The following is a 23,424-nucleotide window of genomic DNA, read 5'->3' as shown; positions in this document are numbered from 1 at the left end:
CGAGGAATAACATGACGAACAATAACCAAATAACACAGCATATTACTGTTGCATTGATGGGCGGCGATCATTATGCAAGAAACGGCATTAAAACGTTATTACGCAGCATCCGCGATGACCTTCACATCATTATCATCGAAGGAGGTTATCAGGAACTGGATAAGGCGCTGTCATCGATTCGTATCGATATCTTATTTATATCCGGCGCAGAGAAATACCATACAGGGTATGGCTCACTGAAATATTTAAAAAAAATCAAAGCCACGCATCCTGAGGTGATTATCTGCCTGTACTCAACCTCTGCCCATTCCCTGTTATGGGCCAGGGAAGATATTGATGCCTATATCTCGCTACAGAACACGGTTTATCAGTGGCGGATAAAGCTAGCAAAAATGGTCGATAGCCATTATCGGCCCCAAAAGCAGCCAGCGGCGTTATCGCTGACGCCTGGAGAAAGGAGGGTATTAAAGGAACTCAGGAACGGACTGGATATACGTTACATCGCAGAACTGGAGAAACTTTCTTATCGCCGCGTGAGCGCCTTAAAAAGCTCAGCGATAAGAAAACTCGGGCTCAGGAATAAGACAGATTTGCTGGTCTTTTTAACCAGTTAGACCTGCCGCTTTCAGAGCAAATCTCGTAATAAAAAAACCAAGGAACCATGAAATGAAAGCACGCCTTACTTGCCATTCTCTGCTGGCATTAAGCATTGCCGCCCTGCTGCCAGCGGGCTCAGCACTGGCCACCACCACCAGCGGCGGCACGGTTAACTTTAGCGGTAAAGTGGTGACCTCCGCCTGTGCCATCAGCGCCGGTAGCGCGAATATCGACGTCGACATGGGTGAAGTGCGTACCGCCACGCTGGCTGCCGCAGGCAGTGAAGCCAGTACCGCAAAAGCCTTCTCCATCACGCTGGAGGATTGCGAAATCGCCGATACCTCCGCGTCCACGGAAGATAACCCCATTGCCGCAACGACCGTGGCTATCACCTTCACCGGTACGCCGGACAGTACCGATGTGAATAGCCTGGCTGCGGGAGTAAACGGCGGCGCGGGCTCGGCGCAGCATGTCGCTATCCGTCTTTATGATGAACAGGGCAACGTCGTCAGGCTGGGTGAGCCGGCAGCAGCGATCCCCCTGCGTGCGGGGGCGAACACCCTGAACTTCAGCGCGAAATATTACTCCCCACTGGGCAACGCCACGGCGGGTGATGCCAGCGCGGTCGCAACCTACACCGTGACCTATTCGTAATCTTCAGGCCCGGTCTGCTGGCCGGGTCTGACTCAGCTTTCAGGAGACGCACAATGCGCGTAAACACATGGATTTGTCTGGCTGGCACGTTATGTTCATCCGCCGTGTATGCAGGCGGCGTGGGGTTGGGTGCAACGCGGCTGGTCTACGCAGGCGCGACGACGCAGACGATGATGCAGGTAAGAAATACCCACCCTGATGCCACGTTCCTGATCCAGTCATGGATGGAAGACGAGAAAGGGAGCCGTACCAACGACTTCATCATCACGCCGCCGCTGTACGTCATGAAGCCCGCCAGCGAAAGCGCGGTGAAAATCATGTTCAGCGGCAACGCACTGCCAGCCGATCGCGAAACGCTGTACTGGATGACGGTCAAAGCTATCCCACAGCAGGTTAAAAACGGTTCCGGCAATTCGCTGCAATTCGCCTCTGCCAACCGCATCAAGGTCTTTTATCGCCCTGAGTCGCTTCGGGAAGGCGCAGGAGAGGCATGGAAAAACCTTGCAGGCGCCTACCGCGCGGGCAAGGTCACGCTGACCAACCCAACGCCGTATTACCTCACCACCATTAACCTGAAAATTGATGGCAGGCCGGTGTCGCCCGTCATGGTGCCGCCGAAAACCAGCGTGACGCTGGCAGACACCTTCAGCCATGCGAGCAGCATGAGCTACCAGACGATTAACGATTATGGGGCCTGGACGCCCGTCACCCGCACGTCATTGTCCCAATAATAAAAACAGTAAGGCGTGACCACATGAAAATTAAAATCCTGTGCGCCACGGCGATCGCCCTGGTGATTCGGCAAGCCGTGGCTGCCGAAAGCGAGCTGCACTTTAATCCTGCGTTTCTCAACGGCGAGCGCGCCAACAGTGCCGATCTCGCCTGGGTCAACGCCGGGAGCGCGTTGCCGCCGGGCGAGTACAATCTTAACGTGTATATCAACACCCAGTTCGCGTTCACAGGTAACGTCACGTTTCGCGTCGCTGAAAACACCGCCGGTGAAGCCCTGCCGTGCCTTACACCTGCGCAATTCGCCGCACTTGGCATCGACAGCCTTCAGGCGAAAGGGGGTGAGCTGTCGCCTGCGCAGCGCTGCATTTTTTTAACCCGGTCATTCGCCGATACCCGGTTTGATTTTGACCAGAGGACGCTTACCCTCAACTTCACCGTACCGCAAAGCGCGATGCGCGCTCTGCCGCGCGGGTACGTCAGCCCGGAGAGCTGGGAATCCGGCATCCCTGCCGCGTGGCTGAACTATGTGGTCAATGGCGCGAATAATGACTACCGGGGCGAGACGCGCACGCGGGAACAACAGCTGTTTGTGAGCCTCAACAGCGGCGCCAACCTGGGCGCATGGCGGCTGCGTGATTTCACCACGTGGACCAAAGAGAGTAACGAGCTCACCCACGTCCAGACCTGGCTACAGCGGGATATCCGCGCCCTGCGTGCCCAGGTTTATGCCGGTGAAACGTTCACCTCATCGCAGGTGTTTGACGCCGTTGGCCTGCGTGGGATTGCCCTGAAGACCGATGACAATATGTTGCCCGCCAGCCTGAGCGGTTACGCGCCTGAAGTGCGCGGCATTGCGCGCAGCAATGCCACGGTGACGGTTCGCCAGAACGGTAACGTTATCTATCAAACCTCGGTTCCGCCGGGGGCGTTTGTGCTGAAAGATCTCTATCCGACCTCTTCCGGCGGCGATCTCGCGGTCACCATTCAGGAGAGCGACGGCAGCCAGACGCAATACACCCTGCCCTTTGCCAGCGTGCCGAATCTGGTGCGTAACGGTCAGGTCAAATATGCTCTGGGGGCCGGGAAATACCGCCCTGCGGGCAATCAGATCTCGCCCTCCTTCGCGCAGGGCGAGCTGTTCCTGGGCTGGCGATACGGTCTCACGTTTTATGGCGGGGCGCAGTTTTCCGATCGCTACAACGGCCTGGCCTTCGGTATCGGGCAGAATCTCGGCCGCTTTGGCGCCTACTCCCTCGACCTCACCCATGCCCGCAGCCAGCTGGCTGATAAGCAGCGCTACACCGGTGACTCGGTGCGCCTGCGGTACAGCAAGCTGCTGAACGATATCGGTACGCGGGTCAATTTCTTCTCGCTGCGTTACTCAACGGCAGGGTTTTATACTCTCAGCGATACCACTTACAAAGGCATGGCGGGCGGAGCGCCAGAACAGACCGTAGAAGACGATGGCACCGTCACCACCCGCTACGACACGGTTTACAACCTGCATATGTCGCGTAAGGCAAAAAATCAGCTGCTGTTGTCGCAGCCGATGGGCGAATACGGCGCGCTGTCGCTGTCCTGGGATCAACAAACCTACTGGAATACGTCAAAAACCACGCAAAGTTTGCAGTTCGCGTGGAACGCAACGTTTCGTAATCTGTCGCTTGGCATCAGCGCCCAGCGTAGCTCTAGCCTGTACGACAACAAGAAAGACAATATCCTCGCGTTGTCCCTGTCGGTGCCGCTGGGTAACCCGGCGCTGTCGACCCGTCTCCGTTTTACCGCTACCCATGCGGATCCCGCTGGCACCACCGCCAGTACCGGTGTCAGTGGTTATCTGCCGGGACAGGAGAATCTTTTCTATAGCGTCAACCAGCGCTACAGCGCGCAGCAGCACTACGGCGGCGATGCCGCGCTGCAATACGAGGGCGCGTGGGGAGACTATAACCTGGGCTACAGCTACGCCGGTGACTCCCGCAACCTCAGCTACGGGATGAGCGGCGGCGCGGTGCTGCATGAGGATGGCCTGACGCTGAGCCAGCCGCTCGGGAACACCAATATCCTGGTGAAAGCCCCGGGCGCCAGCCATGTCGCCGTGCTCAACCACAGGGGCATCAAAACCGACAGCCTGGGCTATGCGGTGATCCCGTACGCCACGCCGTATCGCGTTAATCAGGTTGCGCTAGATGTCACCACCGTGGGCAATGACGTGGAACTTGAGAACGCCATCGCCAATAAAATCCCCACCGACGGGGCACTGGTTCGCGCCACCCTCACCACGCGTCAGGGGGCAAAAGCGATGTTTATCGTGCGTCACGCTAAAGACGTGCTCCCCTTCGGTACGCTGGTCTCGTCAGAGGATGACAACGCCAGCGGTATCGTCGGCGATGGCGGCAGCGTGTATCTGACCGGCCTGTCAGCGGAGGGAACATTGCATGCCGTATGGGGGCGCGACAGCGCCCAGCGCTGCACGATCCGCTATGCGTTGAACCCGAAAAATTATCAGGCCCGCACCGGGCTGTATTCCCAGGAGGTCATATGTCAGTAACCGTCCGGTTTCTCCCCCTGATCTTGCTGATGTTCATCACCGTCCCCGTACACGGCTATGACGTGCTGGTTTCCGTGACCGGCAACGTGATCGGCAATACCTGTATTGTCTCGGAAGATTCGAAGGAGCAAAACGTGCCGCTGGGCACCCTCGGCGTGAAGCAATTTAGCGAGGCGGGGGCAGTCAGCAATATCAAAACGCCCTTCACGCTCACCCTTGAAGCGTGCGGCCCTACCTTTGCTGGCGTGAAAATCCGCTTCAGCGGTACGCCGGATGACGAGAATCCGCAGCTTCTGAAAGTCGCTGACGGCGGCGCGACCGGCGTGGCGGTGCAGATTCTGGATAAAGACAGCGTACTTATCCCGCTGGACACCCAAACCACTGCTTACGGCGCGGCGGGGGATGACAGCGTAAAAATGACCTTCTATGCGCGACTGGCCGCCACGGGTGCGCCGGTCAATGCCGGAGACGTTTCGGCAGTGGCGACCTGGACGACGGAGTATCAATAATGCGTTTACTGTTTTTAGGCCTGTTTTTCATGACCTCTCAGGCACTTGCCCTCTCCTGGACATCGGATATCACACTTTCACCCACGCCCATGTCCTGGTCCGGCCCGGCAGACTCCATCGTGCCCGGAAAGACGATCGGCTCTGAATGGAGCGCCACTGCGAGCGTCTCGGAAGTGTTCTGGTGCGGCCTGGTATTTACCTGCTCCAAAGGGACGCTGGAGCCGAGCAGCAGTATAACCGCCACCGGCATCACGGTTATTCTCGATGGCGCAAATTACATGGTATTTGAAACGGGCGTGCCCGGCATCGGCTTCATTCTTGGGCTTAAAGATTATAACGGCACCACCTATGTCCCGATGCAGACGGGCATTACGCAGAGCTATCCGGCCGATGGGACAAGCGGGTACGCCACTGCACTGGGCTGGTCGGCAAAAGTGACGTTTATCAAGACCGGCGTTCCGCTGAAATCCGGCGTATACCAGACCCCGACCATTAACGCGGCGATCCTGACGGCCTATAACAACGAAGTGAAAACCGCACAGGTGATCATCAACCCCACCACCATTACGGTGACGGCAAGCGGCTGCACGGTAGGCACAAAAAGCGCCAACGTCGACCTGGGCTCCATTGATATTCACACGCTCCCCAGCGTAGGCAGCACTTCACCGTCGGGGGAGTTTAACATCAACCTGACCTGTGATGAGAACGTGGCGGTTAACGCAGTAATGACCGATCAGACCACGCCGTCAAATACCTCGTCGGTCGTGACGCTGACCGGGGACTCCACGGCCTCCGGCATTGGCGTGCAGTTTTTCTATAACGGTACCGGGCCGCTGATGATGGGGCCGGACAGCTCGGCCGCAGGCACGACGGGACAGTTTTTCATTCAGACCACCAGCTCGGCACAAACGCTGTCCCTGCCGTTCCAGGCGCAGTACATCCGAACCGGAGAGCTGGTCCCCGGCTCGGCTAACGCCCTGGCGAGCATTACGTTTTCGTATCAGTAGGTCAGTGTTTAACCCACACCAGCTGATCGACCCGGAATCCCAGATCGCGTGCGGTATTCAGGTAGTCCTGTTTTACCGCCTCCGGAATGGTCGGGGTGCGCGATAAAATCCACAGGTAGTCGCGGTTCGGGCCGCTGACCAGCGCGTACTGGTACTTATCGTCCAGCTTGATCACGTTATAGCCGCCGTAGAACGGGCCGAAGAACGATACCTTCAGCGCAGCCGTAGTCGGTTCGCCGGTAAAGTACGCCTTTCCTTCGCTCTCATTCCACTTGTTCTTCACCGGATCATAGCCACGATTCAGTACGCTGATACCGCCATCGCTGCGCTTGCCGTACGTCGCGGTCACCTGTTCCAGACCGCGCTCGAAGCGATTTTCCAGTCGGGCGACTTCATACCATTTGCCGAGATAGCGGCTGGCATCAAAGCCGGTAATGGGCTGCACGCCTTTCGGCGGCGTGGGAGATTTACAGGCAACCAGCGTCAGCGCAATGGCGACACCGGTAACGACAGGCCATAGCCTCATGAGAACTCCTTTCATTTACGCGGTTGGACGTTAAGTGTAGCGCACCCGTGCGGCGCTTCATCCCGTCGGAGAATATTCGTAGTATATTGAGACTACTCCTTCTCTTCGGATGCAGACATGGCTTACTCCATCGGCGAATTCGCCAGACTCAGCGGCATCACCGCCACCACGCTGCGGGCGTGGCAGCGACGCTATGGATTACTCAAACCCGAGCGTACGGACGGCGGTCACCGCCTGTACAGCGATGAGGACGTTCAGCAGGCGCTGAAAATCCTCGACTGGGTTAAAAAAGGCGTACCCATCGGCCAGGTAAAATCACTGCTGGAACGCCCTGTGCCGCGCCGCGCCAATAACTGGCAAACCCTGCAACAGGCCATGCTGCAAAAGTTGCAGGAGGGGAAAATTGAATCCCTGCGTCAGATGATTTACGACGCCGGACGCGAATACCCAAGGCCAGAGCTGGTCACAAACGTGCTGCGTCCGTTGCGCAGCCAGATATCGGCCAACGTCGCCGCCGCCATGACGCTGCGTGAGATCCTCGACGGCATCCTCATCGCCTACACCTCGTTTTGCCTTGAGGGCGATAAAAAAGCGCCGGGCGATAACATCCTCATCAGCGGCTGGCATCTGAACGACCCGTGTGAGATCTGGCTTGAAGCCCTGACGCGCACCGGCCAGGGCCACCGCATCGACATACTGCCGGTTCCCCCTGCCGCGCTGGCCCCGGAAATTTTCCCGGATCGCAAATGGCTGCTGGTTACCAGCGGTAAACTTACCGCCGCGCGGAAAAAGCAGGTTGCGCAGTGGCAGCAGCAGGTTTCCCTTGAGGTAATTATCCTCTGATTATTTTCTGCTGTGGCAAACTTCACGAAAAGTTGAATATTTTTTCGCGCAGCGAGTGCTAACGTTTTCCTGTCACCGACAACTCAACAGGAAAACACGATGAAAAAGACACTCCCTCTGATGATACTGGCTACAATGGCTTTCGCCCCTGCCGCATTCAGCGCCCCGGCAGGCACCCTGAGCGTCCACGTTCTGGATCAGCAAACCGGTATGCCGCCAGCGGATGTGGCCGTCACGCTGGAAAAGCAGGAGCAGGACAAGTGGACCCCGATTGCCAGCGGTAAAACCGACCACGACGGGCGTATTAAATCGCTCTATCCGCAGGATCAGGATATGGCGCCAGGCGTGTATAAAGTGACCTTCAAAACCGCAGATTACTTCCACGGCAAAAAGCTGGACTCCTTCTTCCCGGAAGTGCCGGTGCTGTTCACCGTCACCCGCACCAATGAAAAACTGCACATCCCGCTTCTGCTCAGCCAGTACGGTTACTCAACCTACAAGGGCAGCTGATTGCCCTTGATTTTAAAGACGATTAAAAAATAATCCCGCCAATACTTGGACAAACTCGCATTGTTGTGTAACTTTTAGATATGAGATCGGGAGGTGCACATCATGACAACAAAACCTGTGCTGGGTATTAGCGGATGTTTGACCGGTTCCGCCGTTCGCTTTGACGGCGGGCATAAGCGTATGGGCTTTGTGATGGATGAGCTGGCGCAGTGGGTCGCTTTCCGCCCGGTATGCCCTGAAATGGCTATCGGCCTGCCCACGCCTCGTCCGGCGCTGCGCCTGGTGATGACCACTGGCGGCGAGACAGAAATGCGATTCAGCAAAGCGCCGCACGATGACGTCACGCAGAAGATGGCCGCATTTACGGCAGATTATCTGCCGAAAATCGGCGATCTGTCAGGGTTTATCGTCTGTGCAAAATCCCCTAGCTGCGGCATGGAGCGCGTGCGGCTGTACGACGAAAACGGCAACCGGGGCCGCAAGGAGGGTGTCGGGCTGTTCACCGCCGCCCTCCTTGAAACTTTCCCCTGGCTGCCCGTCGAAGAAGACGGTCGCCTGCACGATCCGGTACTGCGGGAAAACTTTGTTGAGCGCGTTTTTGCTCTCCACGAACTGAACGTAATGCGTAAAAATGGCCTGACGCGCCGTGCCCTGCTGGACTTTCACAGCCGCTATAAGCTTCAGCTTCTGGCGCACCATCAGGCAGGCTACCGTGAAATTGGTCCGTTTGTGGCATCACTGCATGAGTGGGACGATCTGGACGCGTTTTTCGTGGCCTATCGCGACAAACTGATGAATATCCTGAAAAAACCCGCTTCGCGGAAGAATCACACTAACGTGCTGATGCACATTCAGGGCTATTTCCGTAACCAGCTGAACAGCCGCCAGCGCGGAGAACTGCGTGATGTGATCCTGCATTACCGGGACGGACTGCTGCCGATCCTCGCGCCGCTGACGCTGCTTAAGCATTATCTGGCTGAATACCCTGACCGGTATCTGATGACGCAAAACTACTTTGATCCCTATCCTGATGATTTGGGTCTGCGTCTGGACGTTACCTGATAAGAAAGAAGCGAAGGCCCATTGACCCACAGAGGCCCAAAGCTGTACCCCGTTTAGACGACACCCTCACTGTCGTCTTTTTTTTGCGCTCAGCGTAAAATACTGTAATTCTGTACAGGTTAAGCATGCACAGCGGAGTACCCCGATGATCAAAAATCTGCATATTCAGAACTACCGCTCAATTCGCGATATGTCGCTTGAGCTGGAACAGCTCAACATCGTGTTCGGCCCCAACGGCACCGGAAAATCCAATATTTATAAAGCGATTTACCTGATGCACAGCGCGGCGCAGGGGCAATTCTCCCAGGCGCTGGCAAACGAGGGGGGAATTTTGAAAGTGTTCTGGGCGGGCAAAACCCGCAGCGATCAGCTGCGGCGCATGAACCTGGCGGTGGAAACGGAAACCTATGAATATGAGCTTCAGGTCGGGTTCGTGGAAAAGCTGCCCTATCCCTCACAGTTTCAGCTCGATCCGGTGATCAAAGAGGAATCTATCTGGTTGAGCGGCCAGCACCGTCGTCCGTCGTCACAGCTGATGAAGCGTAAGAACCAGGCCGTATTCCTGAACAACGTGCATCACGAAAAAGTGACCCACAGCGGTACGCTGTATGAGAACGAGTCGGTGTTCGGGCAGCTCGGCGAACCGCACCTCTATCCCGAAGTGTCGCAGATGCGCGAGTCCCTGCGTAACTGGCGCTTTTATCATGAGTTTTCCGTCTCATCCGGCTCGGCGATCCGTGCGCCGCAGGTGGGTTTTCGTTCCCCGGTGCTGGCCAGCGACGGCGCGAACCTGGCCGCCGCGTTTCAGACCATTGTCGAAATTGGCGACGAGCTGCTGCTGATGCGCATTCTCGACCAGGCCTTCCCCGGCTGCGTGTTTTACAGCGACAACACCGGCGGGCGCTTCCGCATGATGATGCAGCGCGAGGGGCTGAGCAGGCCGCTGGAACCGGCAGAGTTCTCCGACGGGACGCTGCGTTTTCTGTGCCTGGCGGTGGCGCTGTTAAGCCCGCGCCCTCCCGCATTCATCGCCCTCAACGAACCGGAAAACAGCCTGCATCCGCAGATGCTGCCCGCTCTGGCAAGCCTCATTGCCGAGGCCGGCCGCTACTCGCAGATCTGGCTCACCAGCCACTCGCCGGAGCTGGCGCAGTTGATTGAGAAGCACCGATCGTTTTCGCTGTATCAGCTGTCGATGGTGGAGGGGGAGACGCGGATGGAGCGGCTGGGGTAATGCATTTCTTTTATGCAGTCACCACTTTCAAGGTCGCCATCAACGACGAAGATGATTTCCGTCGGTATATACCTTCGGCGAATTCTGCGCTCGCGACAGATTATCAATACTGCGAATATTGTCGGAGGGCAACATCTCAGCGACGGACTCGCACGGATTAAATTTATGGATGATATTCGGCAGTTTGTGATGCAACAATTTAGCGCTACCCGGGCGGCCAGAAGTGATGAGGAGTGCATGGAGTGCCTGAAAAACATCCGGGCTGAGAACGAAAGTCTTCTTGAGCAAAGCAGAATGCTTCGCTCCCGTACTGCTCAGCTTTTTGCTCAGATTAACTAGTTAAAGAAAATAACAAAGTCGTCGGTTACGTTATCTCCCGCTGGATTTCTACCGTAAAGTCGACGGAATGAATCGCGCAGCGCTCACTATGAAAATTGTCGGCTGGGGTGTCTCTGCAAAAGTCTCGTTTGATTTAATTTCTAATGCGTCTGGCCAGAACGAATGTATTTCTTTCTGAAGCGCCAGGCTTTGTAAGCAATGATTGGGGGTTGAAAAAACCAGGCAATAATCAATACGATGAAAAGAGAAATACCGCCGGAAACAATATTGTAATGTTCAGCGAAAAAAAGAAGCGCCAGGAAAATCAGAGCCACAGCCGCAGTAATACACAGTACCATGATGAAACGCTTGCCCAACTCAAGCACCACCTCGAGCAGGGATGAACCATAACGGCTAACGTTTCGGTTCAGATACGCTAATTCCTTTACGGTGAAACCTGATTCAAGTAACTGCGTTTCAATATTGTTCATGCCACTACCTTTTCTTCTGGAAAGTAACGTGGATTATCTTAACCGGAAGAGAAGTGCTAGTAACCCGTCTGATGCATACCCATTACCGCCCGCTTTAAAGGCAAAGAAGTCGCCCACGTCTTTTTATTCCATCTCGCCAGCATTATTTTTCGCTGCAAACGGCTTAACGCGAAACGTCTTACGCCACTCCGCCGGACTGACGCCAAAGCGCGCCTTAAACTGCTGCCGATACGTCACCGCTGATAAAAACCCCACCTGCTCAGCGACGCTTTCAATTGGCAGACTGCCGGACTCCAGCAGGATCTGGCTGCGCCGCAGGCGCTCGGCGGTAAGCCAGTCGGCAACGCTCATGCCCGTCGCCTTGATAAAATGGCGGGTCAGCGTGCGTCGGCTCATCGACACCACGTCCGCCAGCGAATCCAGGTTATGCGGCTCGGAAATGTGCTGCTGAAAGTAGTCTATGAGACAGTTAATCCGCCCGTCGCGGGTATCTTTCGGCACAGGCTGCGCAATAAACTGCGCCTGCCCGCCCTCGCGGTGCGGCGGGACGATCATCCGGCGGGCAATCTGATTGGCGACGACGCTGCCAAAGCGCTGGCGGATGATATACAAACAGCAGTCGAGCGCGGCGGCGGTACCCGCCGAGGTGATCACATTGCCGTCGTCCACGTAGAGCGCGTTGATGTCCAGTCGAACGTCCGGAAACAGCGTCTGAAACTGGTGTTCAAACTCCCAGTGGGTGGCGGCCCGTTTGCCGCTGAGTATGCCGGCATAGCCCAGCACAAACGATCCCAGACACAGCCCAACAATTTCCGCCCCGTTGTCTCTGGCCTGAACCAGGCTGTCGAGCAGCGTCTGAGGCGGGCGCTCCAGTACGTGCTGCCAGTAGGGTACAACCACAATTTCAGCCGATGCGATCGCGGAAAAATCCTGCGTCGCATGCAGGGCAAAACCGTCTTTCGAGGTCAGGAATCCCGGTTTTTCAGCGCAGATCGTGACGTTAAAGCGCTTTTCCCCGGATACCGTATCGCCAAACAGAATGCAGGGGACGGAGTAGTGGAACGGGCTAAACCCGTCCACCGCGACAATAGCAACGTTAACAAGCGGCATCTGTCTCTCCTTTCCCCTTTAACACTCAGAATATAACGGTTTCGCCGTCCTGAGGAATGCTCACCGCGTCACTTATCTCGTTGGCGTCAACATACTCGCGCAGCGCGCGGCGGGTCAGCAGGCAGTGGTTGATAGCTTCCATATGGGTCGCCACGATTTTCGCCTGCGGCAACAGGAAATGCACGTTAAGCAGATCTTCTTCCCCCATGATAATTGGCCCAAACCCGATGACGTGGGCGTAACCAGCGTTGAGCACGACAACGTCCGGTTGATGCTTTTGTAGATCGGCCGCAACCGCGTCGCGCCAGATGGTATCCCCTGCGATATAAAGCGTCTTCTCATCGGGATGACGGAAGACCACGCCGCAGGCTTCACCCAGACGCTCTGCCAGCTCCGGCACGGCGTAAGCGCGGTCAGTGCCGTGCTGGCCGCCATAAGTTTTCGCAATCCGGATATCGCCGAACGTCGTTTCGTCGGTCATGACCGTCAGGTTTTGAAAGCCCTGTCCGCGTAGCAGCGCGGCATCGCTATCATTTTGCACGTAGATCGGCTTGTCTTTGGCGATCAGCTCAACGGCATACTGATCCCAGTGATCGTCATGGGTATGGGTGACGATCACCGCATCGGTGTCCAGCAGCGTTTGAACGTCAACGGGAAGCTCGACCATCGGGTTGCGAATATCGGCCCGCGCGGTGCCGGGAAAACCCGGATAAGCACCTTTTGGCGCCAGCATTGGGTCGATTAAAAAGCGTTTTCCCGCGTAAGTGATCAGCTGGGTGGCATTGCGAATTTGCGTAATGTTCATGGGCTATCCTCCGGTTGGTATGTGAAGGAGAATAGCCCCAGGGTGCCGTTAAGAATGTGGGCTAAAGGGCGATGATCGATGAAATCGGGTCAATCGATAAACCGCTTGCGCACCCTTTCCAGCGGATCGAAACTATATCGTCGTTTACCGTCATTCCACTTGTCAGCACCAGCTAACGATTGTAATTAAGCCTTCCTCCCCATCACACGGCTGAGTGAAGCTGAGCAATGCCTTCTAGTACCACGCTTGTTCGCTTAAAAGAGGCGGAATGGCAAATCTGACCGTGGCTTACCAGCCCGGCACCGCACCGCCGTTAAAAATGGTCTCTGCCGCTTTCGCCACTTCCGGCGACTGATAGGACTGGATAAATTCCTTCACGTTTTCGGCGTCTTTGTTGTCTTCACGCGTGACCACTATATTCACGTAAGGCGAGTTTTTGTCCTCAATAAAGACGCTGTCATGTACCGGAGACAGCCCCGTTTGCTGAAGATAGGTGGTACTGATGATGGCCACATCCACTTTCGGATCGTCCAGCACGCGCGGCAGCTGCGCCCCTTCCAGCTCCATAATCTGTACGTTTTTGGGATTCGCGGTAATATCCAGCGCCGTCGGCAGCAGGCCCACATCTGGTTTAAGGGTAATCAGCTTCTCTTTTTGCAACAGCAACAGCGCGCGACCGAGGTTGGTGGGATCGTTTGGAATCGCAATGGTTGCGCCATCCTTCAGCTCAGACACCGATTTAATCTTTCGGGAGTAACCCGCCATCGGGAAGACGAAGGTATTGGCCACGGCGACCAGCTTGTAATTGTGCGCCTTGTTATCTTCTGCGAGGAACGGGCGATGCTGGAAGACGTTGGCGTCCAGTTCGCCCTGGTTGGTGGCATCGTTAGGTAGCAGCGAGCCACTAAAGCCCACCAGCTCAACATCCAGACCGTATTTCTCTTTTGCCACCTTTTTGGCGACTTCCGCCACGTCCTGCTCAGCGCCATTAATCACGCCGACTTTAATGTGTTTGGCATCATTGCCGCCTTGATCGCAACCTGCCAGCAGCAGGGCCGCGAGCACCAGAGCACTCAACTGAAATTTCACGAGACAGTTCCTTTCGACAGTGGTTTTGAAGACTATATCGACAACGAGACGGCAGGCTAAAAAACGAAAAGGAATCAGTAATACGGATAGGTTATATGCGGCCTGTTGCCGGGTGGCGCTGCGCTTACCCGGCCTACGTGACGGTAGACGTGTAGGCCCGGTAAGCGTAGCGCCACCGGGCGATGGGCATCAGGCTACGGTAGTCCAGGCGCAAGCAGAACCGCTAACCTCACGCCTGCCGACGCAGCGGCGCTTCGCGCAAAAACCACGACAGCACAAATGCCAGCACCATAATCCCCGCCGCCAGCATAAACACCGCATGGATAGCCGAGCCGAACGCATCCAGATAGTCCAGACGCAGGGCATCAGGCAGATGGTGAATGGCAACGGGATTTAGTTCGCGCGGCAGTTCCGCCCCTTCCGGCAGCCTGTCGATCAGCCCTGATTGCAGAATATGGGTGAACACCGCGCCAAACAGCGCAACGCCAATCGCCCCGCCAATGGAACGGAACAGCGTCACCCCAGAGGTCGCTACGCCGTATTGATCGGCTGACACGCTGTTCTGCACCGCCAGCACCAGCACCTGCATCACCAGTCCCAGCCCCATGCCCAGCACGCCGGTAAACAGGTACAGCTGCCAGGTTGGGGAGGTGATTGAAATGCGCGTCAGTAACACCATCCCCACCACGCCGAGCAGCGTGCCGAGGATCGGGAACAGGCGGTATTTCCCGGTGCGGCTGATGATGCGCCCGCTGATGATGGAGGTGAGCAACAGCCCGCCCATCAGGGGGATCAGCTGCAAGCCGGCCTGCGTTGGCGTGGCGTCTTTCACCACCTGTAAATAGAGCGGCAGGAACGTTACGGAGCCAAACAGGGACATGCCGATGATAAAGCCAATCAGGCTACAGAGCAGGAAGCTGCGGTCGCGGAAGAGCGACAGCGGGATAATCGGCTCCCACGCCAGCCGCTCTTCGTAAATAAACCCGGCGATCCCCGTCAGGCCGAAGGCCAGAATGCACCACAGCTGCGGGTCGTTCCATTGGCGGATCGTACCGCCCTCGGTGGTAAACAGAATGATGCACAGCAGCGCCATGCTGAGGTAAATCGCCCCCAGGTAATCAATCTCATGCTTGCTGCGCCGCGCGCTGCCGTGGAATACCGCGCCAATCACCAGCAGCGCAAACAGCCCCAGCGGCAGGTTGATGTAGAAAATCCAGCGCCAGGATGCATGCTGAACGATAAACCCGCCGATCAGCGGGCCTATCACCGTCGCCAGGCCAAACACGCCGCCAAACAGCCCCTGATAGCGACCCCGATCGGCAGGCGGGATCACGTCCGCCACGGCGGCCATGCTGATCACCATCAGGCCGCCGCCCCCCAGCCCTTGCAGGGCGCGCATCAGCACCAGCTGGGTCATGTTCTGCGCCAGGCCACACAGCGCAGAGCCCACCAGGAAAAGCACTATTGCGATTTGCAGGACGATTTTACGGCCAAACAGATCGCCGAATTTGCCATACAGCGGCACCACGATGGTCGAACTGAGGATATAGGCTGTCACCACCCAGGAGAGCTTATCCAGCCCGCCCAGCTCGCCGACGATGGTCGGCAGCGCGGTGGAGACAATGGTCTGATCCAGCGCCGAGAGCAGCATCACCAGCAGGAGCGCGCTGAACAGCAGCTTTATCGACGGTGCGTTTTTCGCAGGTTGAGTCATTACGTCAGACTCCATAAGAGATCGCTTGAAATTAATTAATCGAATAATTAATATTCAGGTAAGTTATGGATAAGATCAAGAGACAGCGTGACCGTGCCAGCACTAAAAGACAATTCTGAACCCCGCCGCCCCGGACGTCCGCGCGGCGGCAAGCGCGTTACCGCCAGCCGCGAACAGCTGCTGGACATCGCCCTGAACCTCTTCTCCCGCCAGGGGATCGCCAATACGTCGTTGAACGCTATTGCCCGCGAAGCCGGCGTGACGCCCGCCATGCTGCACTACTACTTCAACTCCAGAGAACAGTTACTGGATGCGATGATTGAGGAGCGCTTCCTGCCGTTACGTGAGCGGATCGGGGCAATTTTCGCCGACAACCGGGATTCGCCGGTGGATGCCCTGACGGAAATGGTCAGGGTGCTGTCCGAACTGGCGGAAAAGTATCGCTGGTTTGCCCCGCTGTGGATGCAGGAGGTGATCGGCGAGATGCCGGTACTGCGTACGCATTTGCAGGAGCGCTTTGGCGATGAGAAATATCACACCACGCTGGCAACCATCAAAGGCTGGCAGCAGGAAGGAAAGCTGAATCCGGCGCTGGCCCCCGAACTGCTGTTCACGACGCTGCTGAGCCTGGTGCTGGTGCCGTTCTCTCGCATGCGCAATGACGAGAGGCTTAATGCTCTCTCGCCGGAGATCGTTGTGCGCCACGTGTTAGCCGTGATCGGCAACGGGATCGGTGGTTAAAGATCCCTGGTCAGATAGTGTCTCTGCATTCCCTGATAAGGGTAATCCTGTAAGGACATCTGCACCTGATAACCCTGTTTTTCATAGAACGGACGCGCCTGGAAGCTGACCGTATCCACCAGCGCGTGACGGCACCCTTTACGACGGGCCTCCTCTTCAGCCGTTTTGATCAGCTGGCTGCCGACGCCCGTTCCCCGCACCCTGTCGCTGACCCACAGAAAGTCGATATTCAGCCAGTCGCCTTTACGTACGCCGATTAACCCGCCCAGCATGACGCCGTTGTCGTCTCGCACATATACGCCAATATCGCCACTAAACGTCGCCAGATCTAAATACTGCGCGTTATAGGCTCTTAGCCCCGTTAATAATTCTTCTTTTTCTTCAGCCGTGACTTTATCTGTAATGCTCAGATGCATAAATCTCTCCTTATTTTCAGCGCAATCTGAATATCTCACAGCTTAACCTTCATAAAAACTCCTTATTTCCTCCATTGTTTAAACAAGGAAATATTCATTCAATATGTAAATAAAAAAAACCTTTCCAATAGGCTCCGAAAACGTATAATGAGAACGATCATTCTCACTTTTTACGGTAGCCGACGATGAGCACAAAGCTGGAAGAACGACAAAAACTACGGCAGGACGAAATCATCACCGCCGCGCGCCGCTGCTTTCGCGCCAGTGGATTTCACGCTGCCAGCATGTCGCAGATCGCCAGCGAAGCCAGGCTCAGCGTCGGACAAATCTATCGCTATTTCAGTAACAAAGACGCGATCATTGAAGAGATGATCCGGCGCATTATCGACTCACGTATTGAGGAGATGCAGGGCAAAACCCTGGTTGAAGGGATGCCGCAGGCGCTTGCCTGGCGCCAGACGCTTAACGAAGATGATGATGCGCTAATGCTCGAAATGTCCGCAGAGGCCACGCGCAATCCGCTGGTGGCAAACATGCTGATCGAAGCCGAAGCCCGCATGTTCGCCAACGCCTGTGAGCACCTGAAAAAGCAGTTCCCCCACCTGAGCGATGAGCATATTCGCTGCTGCGTGGAGATTACCGCCGTGATGATCGAAGGCACGATTTACCGTCGACTCACGCCTTTAAAAGTACCGTCAGAACAATTAGAGCCCATATACCAGAATATTTTAAATATGCTTTTCTCTGCGAAGTAATCGCATGTGAATAATTAGCGGAAATAAGTAATTTCCCTTTTTTCATTTCTGGCTCTGCCAGAGATGCGGGATCGCTGTGCTTTTAATTAGCCCTCCTCCCTGTTAAGCGATTAACAGGGCAGGCTTCGTTCACCCTGGAAAAAGATTATGAAAACCATAACAACCTCCATCGCAGCATTACTCCTCCTGACAGGGTGCGATAATGCGCAAACATCTGCTCCCCAGCGTCCTCTTCCGGAAGTGGGGATTGTCACACTCATGAGCCAGCCGGTGTCCGTGGTCAGCGAGCTGACCGGCCGCACCGCCGCCGCGATGAGCGCCGAAGTGCGCCCTCAGGTGGGCGGCATTATTCAGAAACGGCTCTTCACCGAAGGCGATACGGTCAAGGCCGGGCAGGCGCTGTATCAGATCGATCCTTCCAGCTACCGCGCCGCTTATGATGAAGCTGCCGCCGCACTGAAACAGGCGCAGGCGCTGGTGCAGGCCGACTGCCAGAAAGCCCGGCGCTATGCGCAGCTGGTTAAGGATGACGGCGTATCACGTCAGGATGCGGAAGACGCGAAGTCCACCTGCGCGCAGGACAAGGCCAGCGTCGAGTCAAAGAAAGCCGCGCTGGAAAGTGCCCGCATTAACCTCAACTGGACCACCGTCACCGCGCCGATTGCCGGACGTATCGGCATCTCCTCTGTGACCCCCGGCGCGCTGGTGACCGCCCAGCAGGATACCGCGCTGGCCACTATTCGCGGGCTGGACAGTATGTACGTCGATTTAACCCGTTCCAGCGCCGATCTGCTGCGATTACGCAAGCAAACCCTCGCCAGCAACAGCGATACGCTGAACGTGTCGTTGATCCTCGAAGACGGCAGCAGCTACAGCGAAAAAGGCCATCTGGCGTTAACCGAAGTGGCGGTGGATGAGTCTACCGGCTCAGTCACCCTGCGCGCCGTCTTCCCGAACCCGCAGCATCAGCTTCTGCCGGGCATGTTCGTCCGCGCCCGAGTGGATGAAGGCATCATGAATGACGCGATCCTCGCGCCGCAGCAGGGCATCACCCGCGACGCCAAAGGTACCGCCACCGCGCTGGTGGTGAACGCCAGCAACAAGGTCGAGCAGCGTCAGCTGGAGACGGGCGACACCTACGGCGATAAATGGCTGGTGCTGAATGGCCTGAAGGCGGGCGATAAGCTGATTGTGGAAGGCACCGACAAAGTCACCGCCGGGCAGGAAGTGAAAGCTGAAGAGATGAAAACCAACGGAGGAAACGCCTGATGTTTTCCCGTTTCTTCGTGCGTCGCCCGGTCTTTGCCTGGGTTATCGCCAATCTCATCATGCTCGCCGGGATACTGGCGATCCGCACGCTGCCCGTTGCGCAGTACCCGGACGTTGCCCCGCCGTCGATCAAAATCTCCGCCACCTACACTGGCGCCTCCGCACAAACGCTGGAGAACAGCGTGACGCAGGTGATCGAGCAGCAGCTCACCGGGCTGGATAACCTGCTCTACTTCACCTCCACCAGCAGCTCGGACGGGTCGGTGAGCATCAACGTCACGTTTGAACAGGGAACCGATCCGGACACCGCTCAGGTACAGGTGCAGAACAAAGTCCAGCAGGCGGAATCGCGCCTGCCGACCGAGGTGCAGCAGTCCGGGATCACCGTCGAAAAATCCCAGAGCAACTTCCTGCTGATCATGGGCGTGTATGACAAAACCGATACCGCCAGCAGCTCGGATATCGCCGACTGGCTGGTGAGTAATATGCAGGATCCGCTGGCGCGCGTGGATGGCGTCGGCAGCCTGCAGGTGTTCGGTGCAGAATACGCGATGCGCATCTGGCTCGACCCGGCTAAGCTGGCGTCGTACTCGCTGATGCCCTCCGACGTGCAGAGCGCGATTGAAGCGCAGAACGTCCAGGTCTCCGCCGGTAAAATCGGCGCGCTGCCCTCGTCGAACGCCCAACAGCTGACCGCCACCGTCCGCGCTCTGTCGCGTCTGCAAACGGTCGATGAGTTCAAAAAAATCATCGTCAAGAGCCAGTCCAACGGTGCGGTGGTGCGCATCAGCGACGTCGCGCGCGTGGAGATGGGCAGCGAAGATTACACCGCCACCGCGAAGCTGAACGGCCACCCGGCGGCGGGTATGGCGGTGATGCTCTCGCCGGGCGCCAACGCGCTTAACACCGCCACGGCGGTAAAAGACAAGATCGCCGAGTTCAAAAAGTCGATGCCGGAAGGCTACGACGTGGCCTACCCGAAAGACAGCACCGAGTTCATCAAGATCTCCGTTGAGGACGTGATTCAGACCCTGTTCGAAGCCATTATCCTCGTGGTGGTGGTGATGTACCTGTTTCTGCAAAACATCCGCGCAACGCTGATCCCGGCGCTGGCTGTGCCGGTGGTGCTGCTGGGCACCTTCGGCGTGCTGGCGCTGTTCGGTTACTCCATCAACACCCTGACGCTGTTTGCCATGGTGCTGGCGATAGGACTGTTGGTGGATGACGCCATCGTGGTGGTGGAAAACGTCGAGCGTATTATGCGCGACGAAGGGCTGCCCGCCCGGGAAGCGACCGAAAAATCGATGGGCGAAATTTCCGGCGCGCTGATCGCCATTGCGCTGGTGCTCTCTGCGGTATTCCTGCCGATGGCCTTCTTCGGCGGCTCTACCGGGGTCATTTACCGTCAGTTCTCGGTCACCATTATTTCGGCGATGTTCCTCTCCGTAGTGGTGGCGCTGACCCTGACGCCCGCGCTGTGCGGCTCGATCCTGAATCACACCGCTCCGCACAAAAAGGGCTTCTTCGGCGCGTTTAACCGCTTCTACAGTAAGACCGAGCACGGCTATCAGAATAAGGTTCTGCGCGCCCTGCGCCGTTCCGGCGGCATGCTGGTGATCTTCGCCCTGCTCTGCGGCGCGATGGGGTTCGCCATGCTGAAACTGCCGGGCAGCTTCCTGCCAACCGAAGACCAGGGAGAAATCATGGTGCAGTACACCCTCCCTGCCGGTGCAACCGCGGTGCGTACCGCAGAGGTAAGCCGCCAGGTACGCGAGTGGTTCCTCACCAAAGAGAAAGCCAATACCGACGTGATCTTTACCGTCGAAGGTTTCAGCTTCAGCGGCAGCGGCCAGAACGCCGGGATGGCGTTCGTCTCCCTGAAAAACTGGTCAGAGCGTAAAGGCGAGGAAAACACCGCGCAGGCCATTGCCCTGCGCGCCACGCAGGAGCTGAGCGCCATCCGCGATGCCACCATCTTTGCGATGACACCGCCGGCAGTGGACGGTCTGGGCCAGAGCAACGGCTTTACCTTTGAGCTGATGGCGAGCGGCGGCACCGACCGCGACGCGCTGCTGAAACTGCGTAACCAGCTGATTGGCGAAGCGAATCAGGACAGCTCGCTGCACGCCGTGCGCGCCAACGATCTGCCGCAGATGCCGCAGCTTCAGGTGGATATCGATAACAACAAAGCCGTGTCGCTGGGGCTCTCCCTGAGCGACGTCACCGACACCCTGTCCAGCGCCTGGGGCGGCACCTACGTGAACGACTTCATTGACCGTGGCCGCGTGAAAAAGGTCTACATCCAGGGCGACAGCGACTATCGCGCGGTACCGTCGGATCTCAACAAATGGTATGTGCGCGGCAGCGACAGCACTATGACCCCATTCTCCGCCTTCGCCACCACACGCTGGGAGTATGGCCCGGAAAGCCTGGTGCGCTACAACGGCTCGGCGGCGTATGAAATTCAGGGCGAGAACGCCAGCGGCGCCAGCTCCGGTACGGCGATGAGCAAAATGGAGCAGCTGGCGAATAACCTGCCGTCCGGCAGCACCTGGGCGTGGAGCGGTTTGTCGTTGCAGGAAAAACTGGCGAGCGGTCAGGCGATGAGCCTTTATGCCCTCTCCATCCTCGTGGTGTTCCTGTGCCTGGCGGCACTGTATGAGAGCTGGTCGGTGCCCATTTCGGTGATCCTCGTGATCCCGCTTGGGGTGCTGGGCGCGGCCATTGCCGCCTCCCTGCGCGGCCTGAGCAACGATGTCTATTTCCAGGTGGCGCTGCTGACCACCATCGGTCTGTCGTCGAAGAACGCCATTCTGATTGTCGAGTTTGCCGAAGCCAAAGTGGCCGAAGGCTACTCCCTGACGCGCGCCGCCCTGCGGGCCGCCCAGACGCGTCTGCGTCCGATCATCATGACCTCGCTGGCGTTTATCGCAGGCGTGACGCCGCTGGCGATTGCCACCGGCGCGGGGGCCAACAGCCGCGTGGCGATCGGCACCGGCATTATCGGCGGGACGCTGGCCGCGACGCTGCTGGCTATCTTCTTTGTTCCTTTATTCTTTGTACTGGTGAAACGTCTGTTCTCCGGTAAGCACGCAAACCGGAGGTCATAATGTTTCGTGTAACTGTTTTAGCGTTAGCACTGCTGAGCGCAGGCTGTGTGTCATTAGATCCCACGTATCAGCGCCCGGACGCACCCGTTCCGGCCACACTGCCCGGCGCGCACGGCGAAGCCAGCGCCGTGGTGAGCCAGTGGCAGCAGGTGATGAATGATGCGCGGCTGAAAAGCGTGGTGACGATGGCGCTCAACAGCAACCGCGACGTGCAAAAAGCGATTGCGGATATCGACGCCGCCCGTGCCCAGTATGGCGAAACGCGATCCTCCCTGTTCCCGACGGTGGACGCGGAACTGAGCCACACCCGCAGCCGCACGCTGGCGAGCGGCGTCGCGACGAGCGACGAAGCCAACGGCACGGTCTCCAGCTTCGAACTGGATCTGTTTGGCCGCAACCAGAGCCTGTCGCGCGCCGCGCGTGAAACCTGGCTTGCCAGCGAGTTCACCGCGCAGAACACGCGCCTGACGATGGTCAGCGAGCTGACCACGGCCTGGGTGACGCTGGCGGCGGATAACAGCAATCTGGCGCTGGCGAAATCCACCCTGGAGAGCGCCGCGAACTCGCTCAAAATCGTCAAACGTCAGCAGGAAGTAGGTGTGGCAGCGGCCACGGACGTCAGTGAAGCGATGGCGGTTTACCAGCAGGCGCGCGCCAGCGTGGCGAGCTACCAGACGCTGGTGATGCAGGACAAAAACGCCCTTAACCTGCTGGCGGGCGATACGGTGCCCGAGAACCTGCTGCCCGGCACGCTGGAGAGCCTGAGCGATAACGCCATCACGCTGATCCCGGCGGGCGTCAGCTCCAGCGCGCTGCTGCGTCGCCCGGACATTCAGGAGGCGGAACATAACCTGCTGAGCGCTAACGCCAACATCGGCGCGGCACGCGCCAACTTCTTCCCGACCATTTCACTGACCGCCAGCGCGGGCGTCGGCAGCGATTCGCTGTCATCCCTGTTCAGCCACGGCATGAAGGTCTGGTCGTTCGCGCCGTCCATCACCCTGCCGCTGTTTAGCGGGGGCAACAATATGGCGCAGCTGCGCTATGCGGAAGCGGAGAAGAAGGGGCTAATCGCCACCTATGAGAAGACCATCCAGAGCGCGTTTAAGGACGTGGCCGACGCGCTGGCGCGGCGCGAAACGTTGAGCGAACAGCTTGATGCCCAGCGTGAATACGTGGCGGCGGAGCAAAAAACGCTGGATGTGGCGACGCGCAGTTACAAGGCTGGCGCGGGCGATTATCTGACGGTGCTCACCGCGCAGCGGTCGCTGTGGTCGGCACAGGAATCACTGATTGCCTTGCAGCAAACCGACCTGGAAAACCGCATCACGCTGTGGCAATCGCTGGGTGGAGGGGTTCAGTAACGGCCTGAGAGGGCGATTCT

Annotated in this window: 23 protein-coding genes; 16 read left to right on the top strand and 7 right to left on the bottom strand. The window is 57.5% G+C overall.

The genetic code is table 11. The annotated features are described in order from the left end of the window. Nucleotides 1-11 precede the first annotated feature (11 nt). The 6 genes from ACQG03_RS00415 to ACQG03_RS00390 are packed head-to-tail and all read left to right on the top strand — an operon-like array spanning nt 12 to nt 6,047. Nucleotides 12-614 (top strand): helix-turn-helix domain-containing protein, encoded by a 603-nt coding sequence (locus tag ACQG03_RS00415; protein WP_022646604.1) that lies wholly within the window; start codon nt 12-14, stop codon nt 612-614. A gap of 52 nt (nt 615-666) precedes the next feature. Beyond that, the gene (locus ACQG03_RS00410) at nt 667-1,251 is read left to right on the top strand and encodes a fimbrial protein (protein ID WP_058646788.1); all 585 of its coding nucleotides are present in this window, start codon (nt 667-669) and stop codon (nt 1,249-1,251) included. Between the two features lie 53 nt (nt 1,252-1,304). Further along, nucleotides 1,305-1,982, top strand: coding sequence for a fimbrial biogenesis chaperone (locus ACQG03_RS00405; protein WP_063163345.1), 678 nt, complete (start codon nt 1,305-1,307; stop codon nt 1,980-1,982). Between the two features lie 23 nt (nt 1,983-2,005). Beyond that, nucleotides 2,006-4,531 carry a fimbria/pilus outer membrane usher protein gene (locus tag ACQG03_RS00400; protein ID WP_063163346.1) on the top strand — a complete coding sequence of 842 codons (2,526 nt, stop codon included), beginning with the start codon at nt 2,006-2,008 and terminating at the stop codon, nt 4,529-4,531. After that, nucleotides 4,522-5,040: a fimbrial protein gene (locus ACQG03_RS00395; protein WP_022646600.1), complete on the top strand. Its 519-nt coding sequence runs from the start codon at nt 4,522-4,524 to the stop codon at nt 5,038-5,040. The genes ACQG03_RS00400 and ACQG03_RS00395 overlap by 10 nt, the downstream gene beginning before the upstream one ends. Continuing rightward, nucleotides 5,040-6,047 (top strand): fimbrial protein, encoded by a 1,008-nt coding sequence (locus ACQG03_RS00390; protein ID WP_063163347.1) that lies wholly within the window; start codon nt 5,040-5,042, stop codon nt 6,045-6,047. Before ACQG03_RS00395 ends, ACQG03_RS00390 begins: the two co-directional genes overlap by 1 nt. 1 nt (nt 6,048) lies before the next feature. Here the strand turns inward: ACQG03_RS00390 and ACQG03_RS00385 are convergent, their stop codons facing one another. After that, nucleotides 6,049-6,573 carry a lipocalin family protein gene (locus ACQG03_RS00385; RefSeq protein ID WP_022646598.1) on the bottom strand — a complete coding sequence of 175 codons (525 nt, stop codon included), beginning with the start codon at nt 6,571-6,573 and terminating at the stop codon, nt 6,049-6,051. Between the two features lie 117 nt (nt 6,574-6,690). Between ACQG03_RS00385 and ACQG03_RS00380 the strand changes: the two genes are divergently transcribed. The 5 genes from ACQG03_RS00380 (at nt 6,691) to ACQG03_RS00360 (ending at nt 10,561) form a co-directional block, all read left to right on the top strand. Next, complete coding sequence (locus tag ACQG03_RS00380) at nt 6,691-7,416, top strand: MerR family transcriptional regulator (RefSeq protein ID WP_022646597.1); 726 nt, start codon at nt 6,691-6,693, stop codon at nt 7,414-7,416. A 99-nt stretch (nt 7,417-7,515) separates the two neighbouring features. Continuing rightward, entirely contained in the window at nt 7,516-7,926 is a 411-nt protein-coding gene (gene uraH, locus ACQG03_RS00375; protein ID WP_058646786.1) for a hydroxyisourate hydrolase, read from the top strand. A gap of 102 nt (nt 7,927-8,028) precedes the next feature. Then, on the top strand, nt 8,029-8,988 hold the full coding sequence (locus tag ACQG03_RS00370) for a YbgA family protein (protein WP_063163348.1): 960 nt from the start codon (nt 8,029-8,031) through the stop codon (nt 8,986-8,988). Between the two features lie 145 nt (nt 8,989-9,133). Beyond that, on the top strand, nt 9,134-10,222 hold the full coding sequence (locus tag ACQG03_RS00365) for an AAA family ATPase (RefSeq protein ID WP_063163349.1): 1,089 nt from the start codon (nt 9,134-9,136) through the stop codon (nt 10,220-10,222). A 165-nt stretch (nt 10,223-10,387) separates the two neighbouring features. Beyond that, nucleotides 10,388-10,561, top strand: coding sequence for a hypothetical protein (locus ACQG03_RS00360; protein ID WP_159425306.1), 174 nt, complete (start codon nt 10,388-10,390; stop codon nt 10,559-10,561). A gap of 140 nt (nt 10,562-10,701) precedes the next feature. Here the strand turns inward: ACQG03_RS00360 and ACQG03_RS00355 are convergent, their stop codons facing one another. From ACQG03_RS00355 to ACQG03_RS00335, 5 genes are all read right to left on the bottom strand, one after another. Continuing rightward, a complete protein-coding gene (locus tag ACQG03_RS00355; protein WP_063163351.1) occupies nt 10,702-11,031 on the bottom strand; it encodes a hypothetical protein in 330 nt (109 codons plus the stop codon). A 123-nt stretch (nt 11,032-11,154) separates the two neighbouring features. Further along, on the bottom strand, nt 11,155-12,141 hold the full coding sequence (locus ACQG03_RS00350) for a GlxA family transcriptional regulator (protein ID WP_063163352.1): 987 nt from the start codon (nt 12,139-12,141) through the stop codon (nt 11,155-11,157). Nucleotides 12,142-12,166: 25 nt separating this feature from the next. Next, the gene (locus ACQG03_RS00345) at nt 12,167-12,946 is read right to left on the bottom strand and encodes an MBL fold metallo-hydrolase (RefSeq protein WP_038415003.1); all 780 of its coding nucleotides are present in this window, start codon (nt 12,944-12,946) and stop codon (nt 12,167-12,169) included. Between the two features lie 288 nt (nt 12,947-13,234). Continuing rightward, the gene (gene nlpA, locus ACQG03_RS00340) at nt 13,235-14,035 is read right to left on the bottom strand and encodes a lipoprotein NlpA (protein WP_063163353.1); all 801 of its coding nucleotides are present in this window, start codon (nt 14,033-14,035) and stop codon (nt 13,235-13,237) included. A 229-nt stretch (nt 14,036-14,264) separates the two neighbouring features. Beyond that, nucleotides 14,265-15,764: an MDR family MFS transporter gene (locus tag ACQG03_RS00335; protein WP_046621848.1), complete on the bottom strand. Its 1,500-nt coding sequence runs from the start codon at nt 15,762-15,764 to the stop codon at nt 14,265-14,267. A 78-nt stretch (nt 15,765-15,842) separates the two neighbouring features. Between ACQG03_RS00335 and ACQG03_RS00330 the strand changes: the two genes are divergently transcribed. Further along, the gene (locus ACQG03_RS00330) at nt 15,843-16,490 is read left to right on the top strand and encodes a TetR/AcrR family transcriptional regulator (RefSeq protein WP_063152615.1); all 648 of its coding nucleotides are present in this window, start codon (nt 15,843-15,845) and stop codon (nt 16,488-16,490) included. Here ACQG03_RS00330 and ACQG03_RS00325 read toward each other — a convergent pair. Then, nucleotides 16,487-16,906: a GNAT family N-acetyltransferase gene (locus tag ACQG03_RS00325; protein ID WP_022646571.1), complete on the bottom strand. Its 420-nt coding sequence runs from the start codon at nt 16,904-16,906 to the stop codon at nt 16,487-16,489. The genes ACQG03_RS00330 and ACQG03_RS00325 overlap by 4 nt on opposite strands. 185 nt (nt 16,907-17,091) lie before the next feature. Between ACQG03_RS00325 and ACQG03_RS00320 the strand changes: the two genes are divergently transcribed. The 4 genes from ACQG03_RS00320 (at nt 17,092) to ACQG03_RS00305 (ending at nt 23,404) form a co-directional block, all read left to right on the top strand. Then, entirely contained in the window at nt 17,092-17,661 is a 570-nt protein-coding gene (locus tag ACQG03_RS00320; RefSeq protein WP_022646570.1) for a TetR/AcrR family transcriptional regulator, read from the top strand. 147 nt (nt 17,662-17,808) lie between these two features. After that, the gene (locus tag ACQG03_RS00315; protein WP_038414997.1) at nt 17,809-18,930 is read left to right on the top strand and encodes an efflux RND transporter periplasmic adaptor subunit; all 1,122 of its coding nucleotides are present in this window, start codon (nt 17,809-17,811) and stop codon (nt 18,928-18,930) included. Beyond that, nucleotides 18,930-22,040, top strand: coding sequence for an efflux RND transporter permease subunit (locus tag ACQG03_RS00310; RefSeq protein WP_063163354.1), 3,111 nt, complete (start codon nt 18,930-18,932; stop codon nt 22,038-22,040). The genes ACQG03_RS00315 and ACQG03_RS00310 overlap by 1 nt, the downstream gene beginning before the upstream one ends. After that, complete coding sequence (locus ACQG03_RS00305) at nt 22,040-23,404, top strand: efflux transporter outer membrane subunit (protein ID WP_022646568.1); 1,365 nt, start codon at nt 22,040-22,042, stop codon at nt 23,402-23,404. The genes ACQG03_RS00310 and ACQG03_RS00305 overlap by 1 nt, the downstream gene beginning before the upstream one ends. Nucleotides 23,405-23,424: the final 20 nt, after the last annotated feature.

This window comes from Enterobacter cloacae complex sp. 342H5 (genome assembly GCF_050030905.1).
Lineage (GTDB): Bacteria > Pseudomonadota > Gammaproteobacteria > Enterobacterales > Enterobacteriaceae > Enterobacter > Enterobacter intestinihominis.
This window is presented reverse-complemented; position numbering and strand designations above follow the sequence as displayed.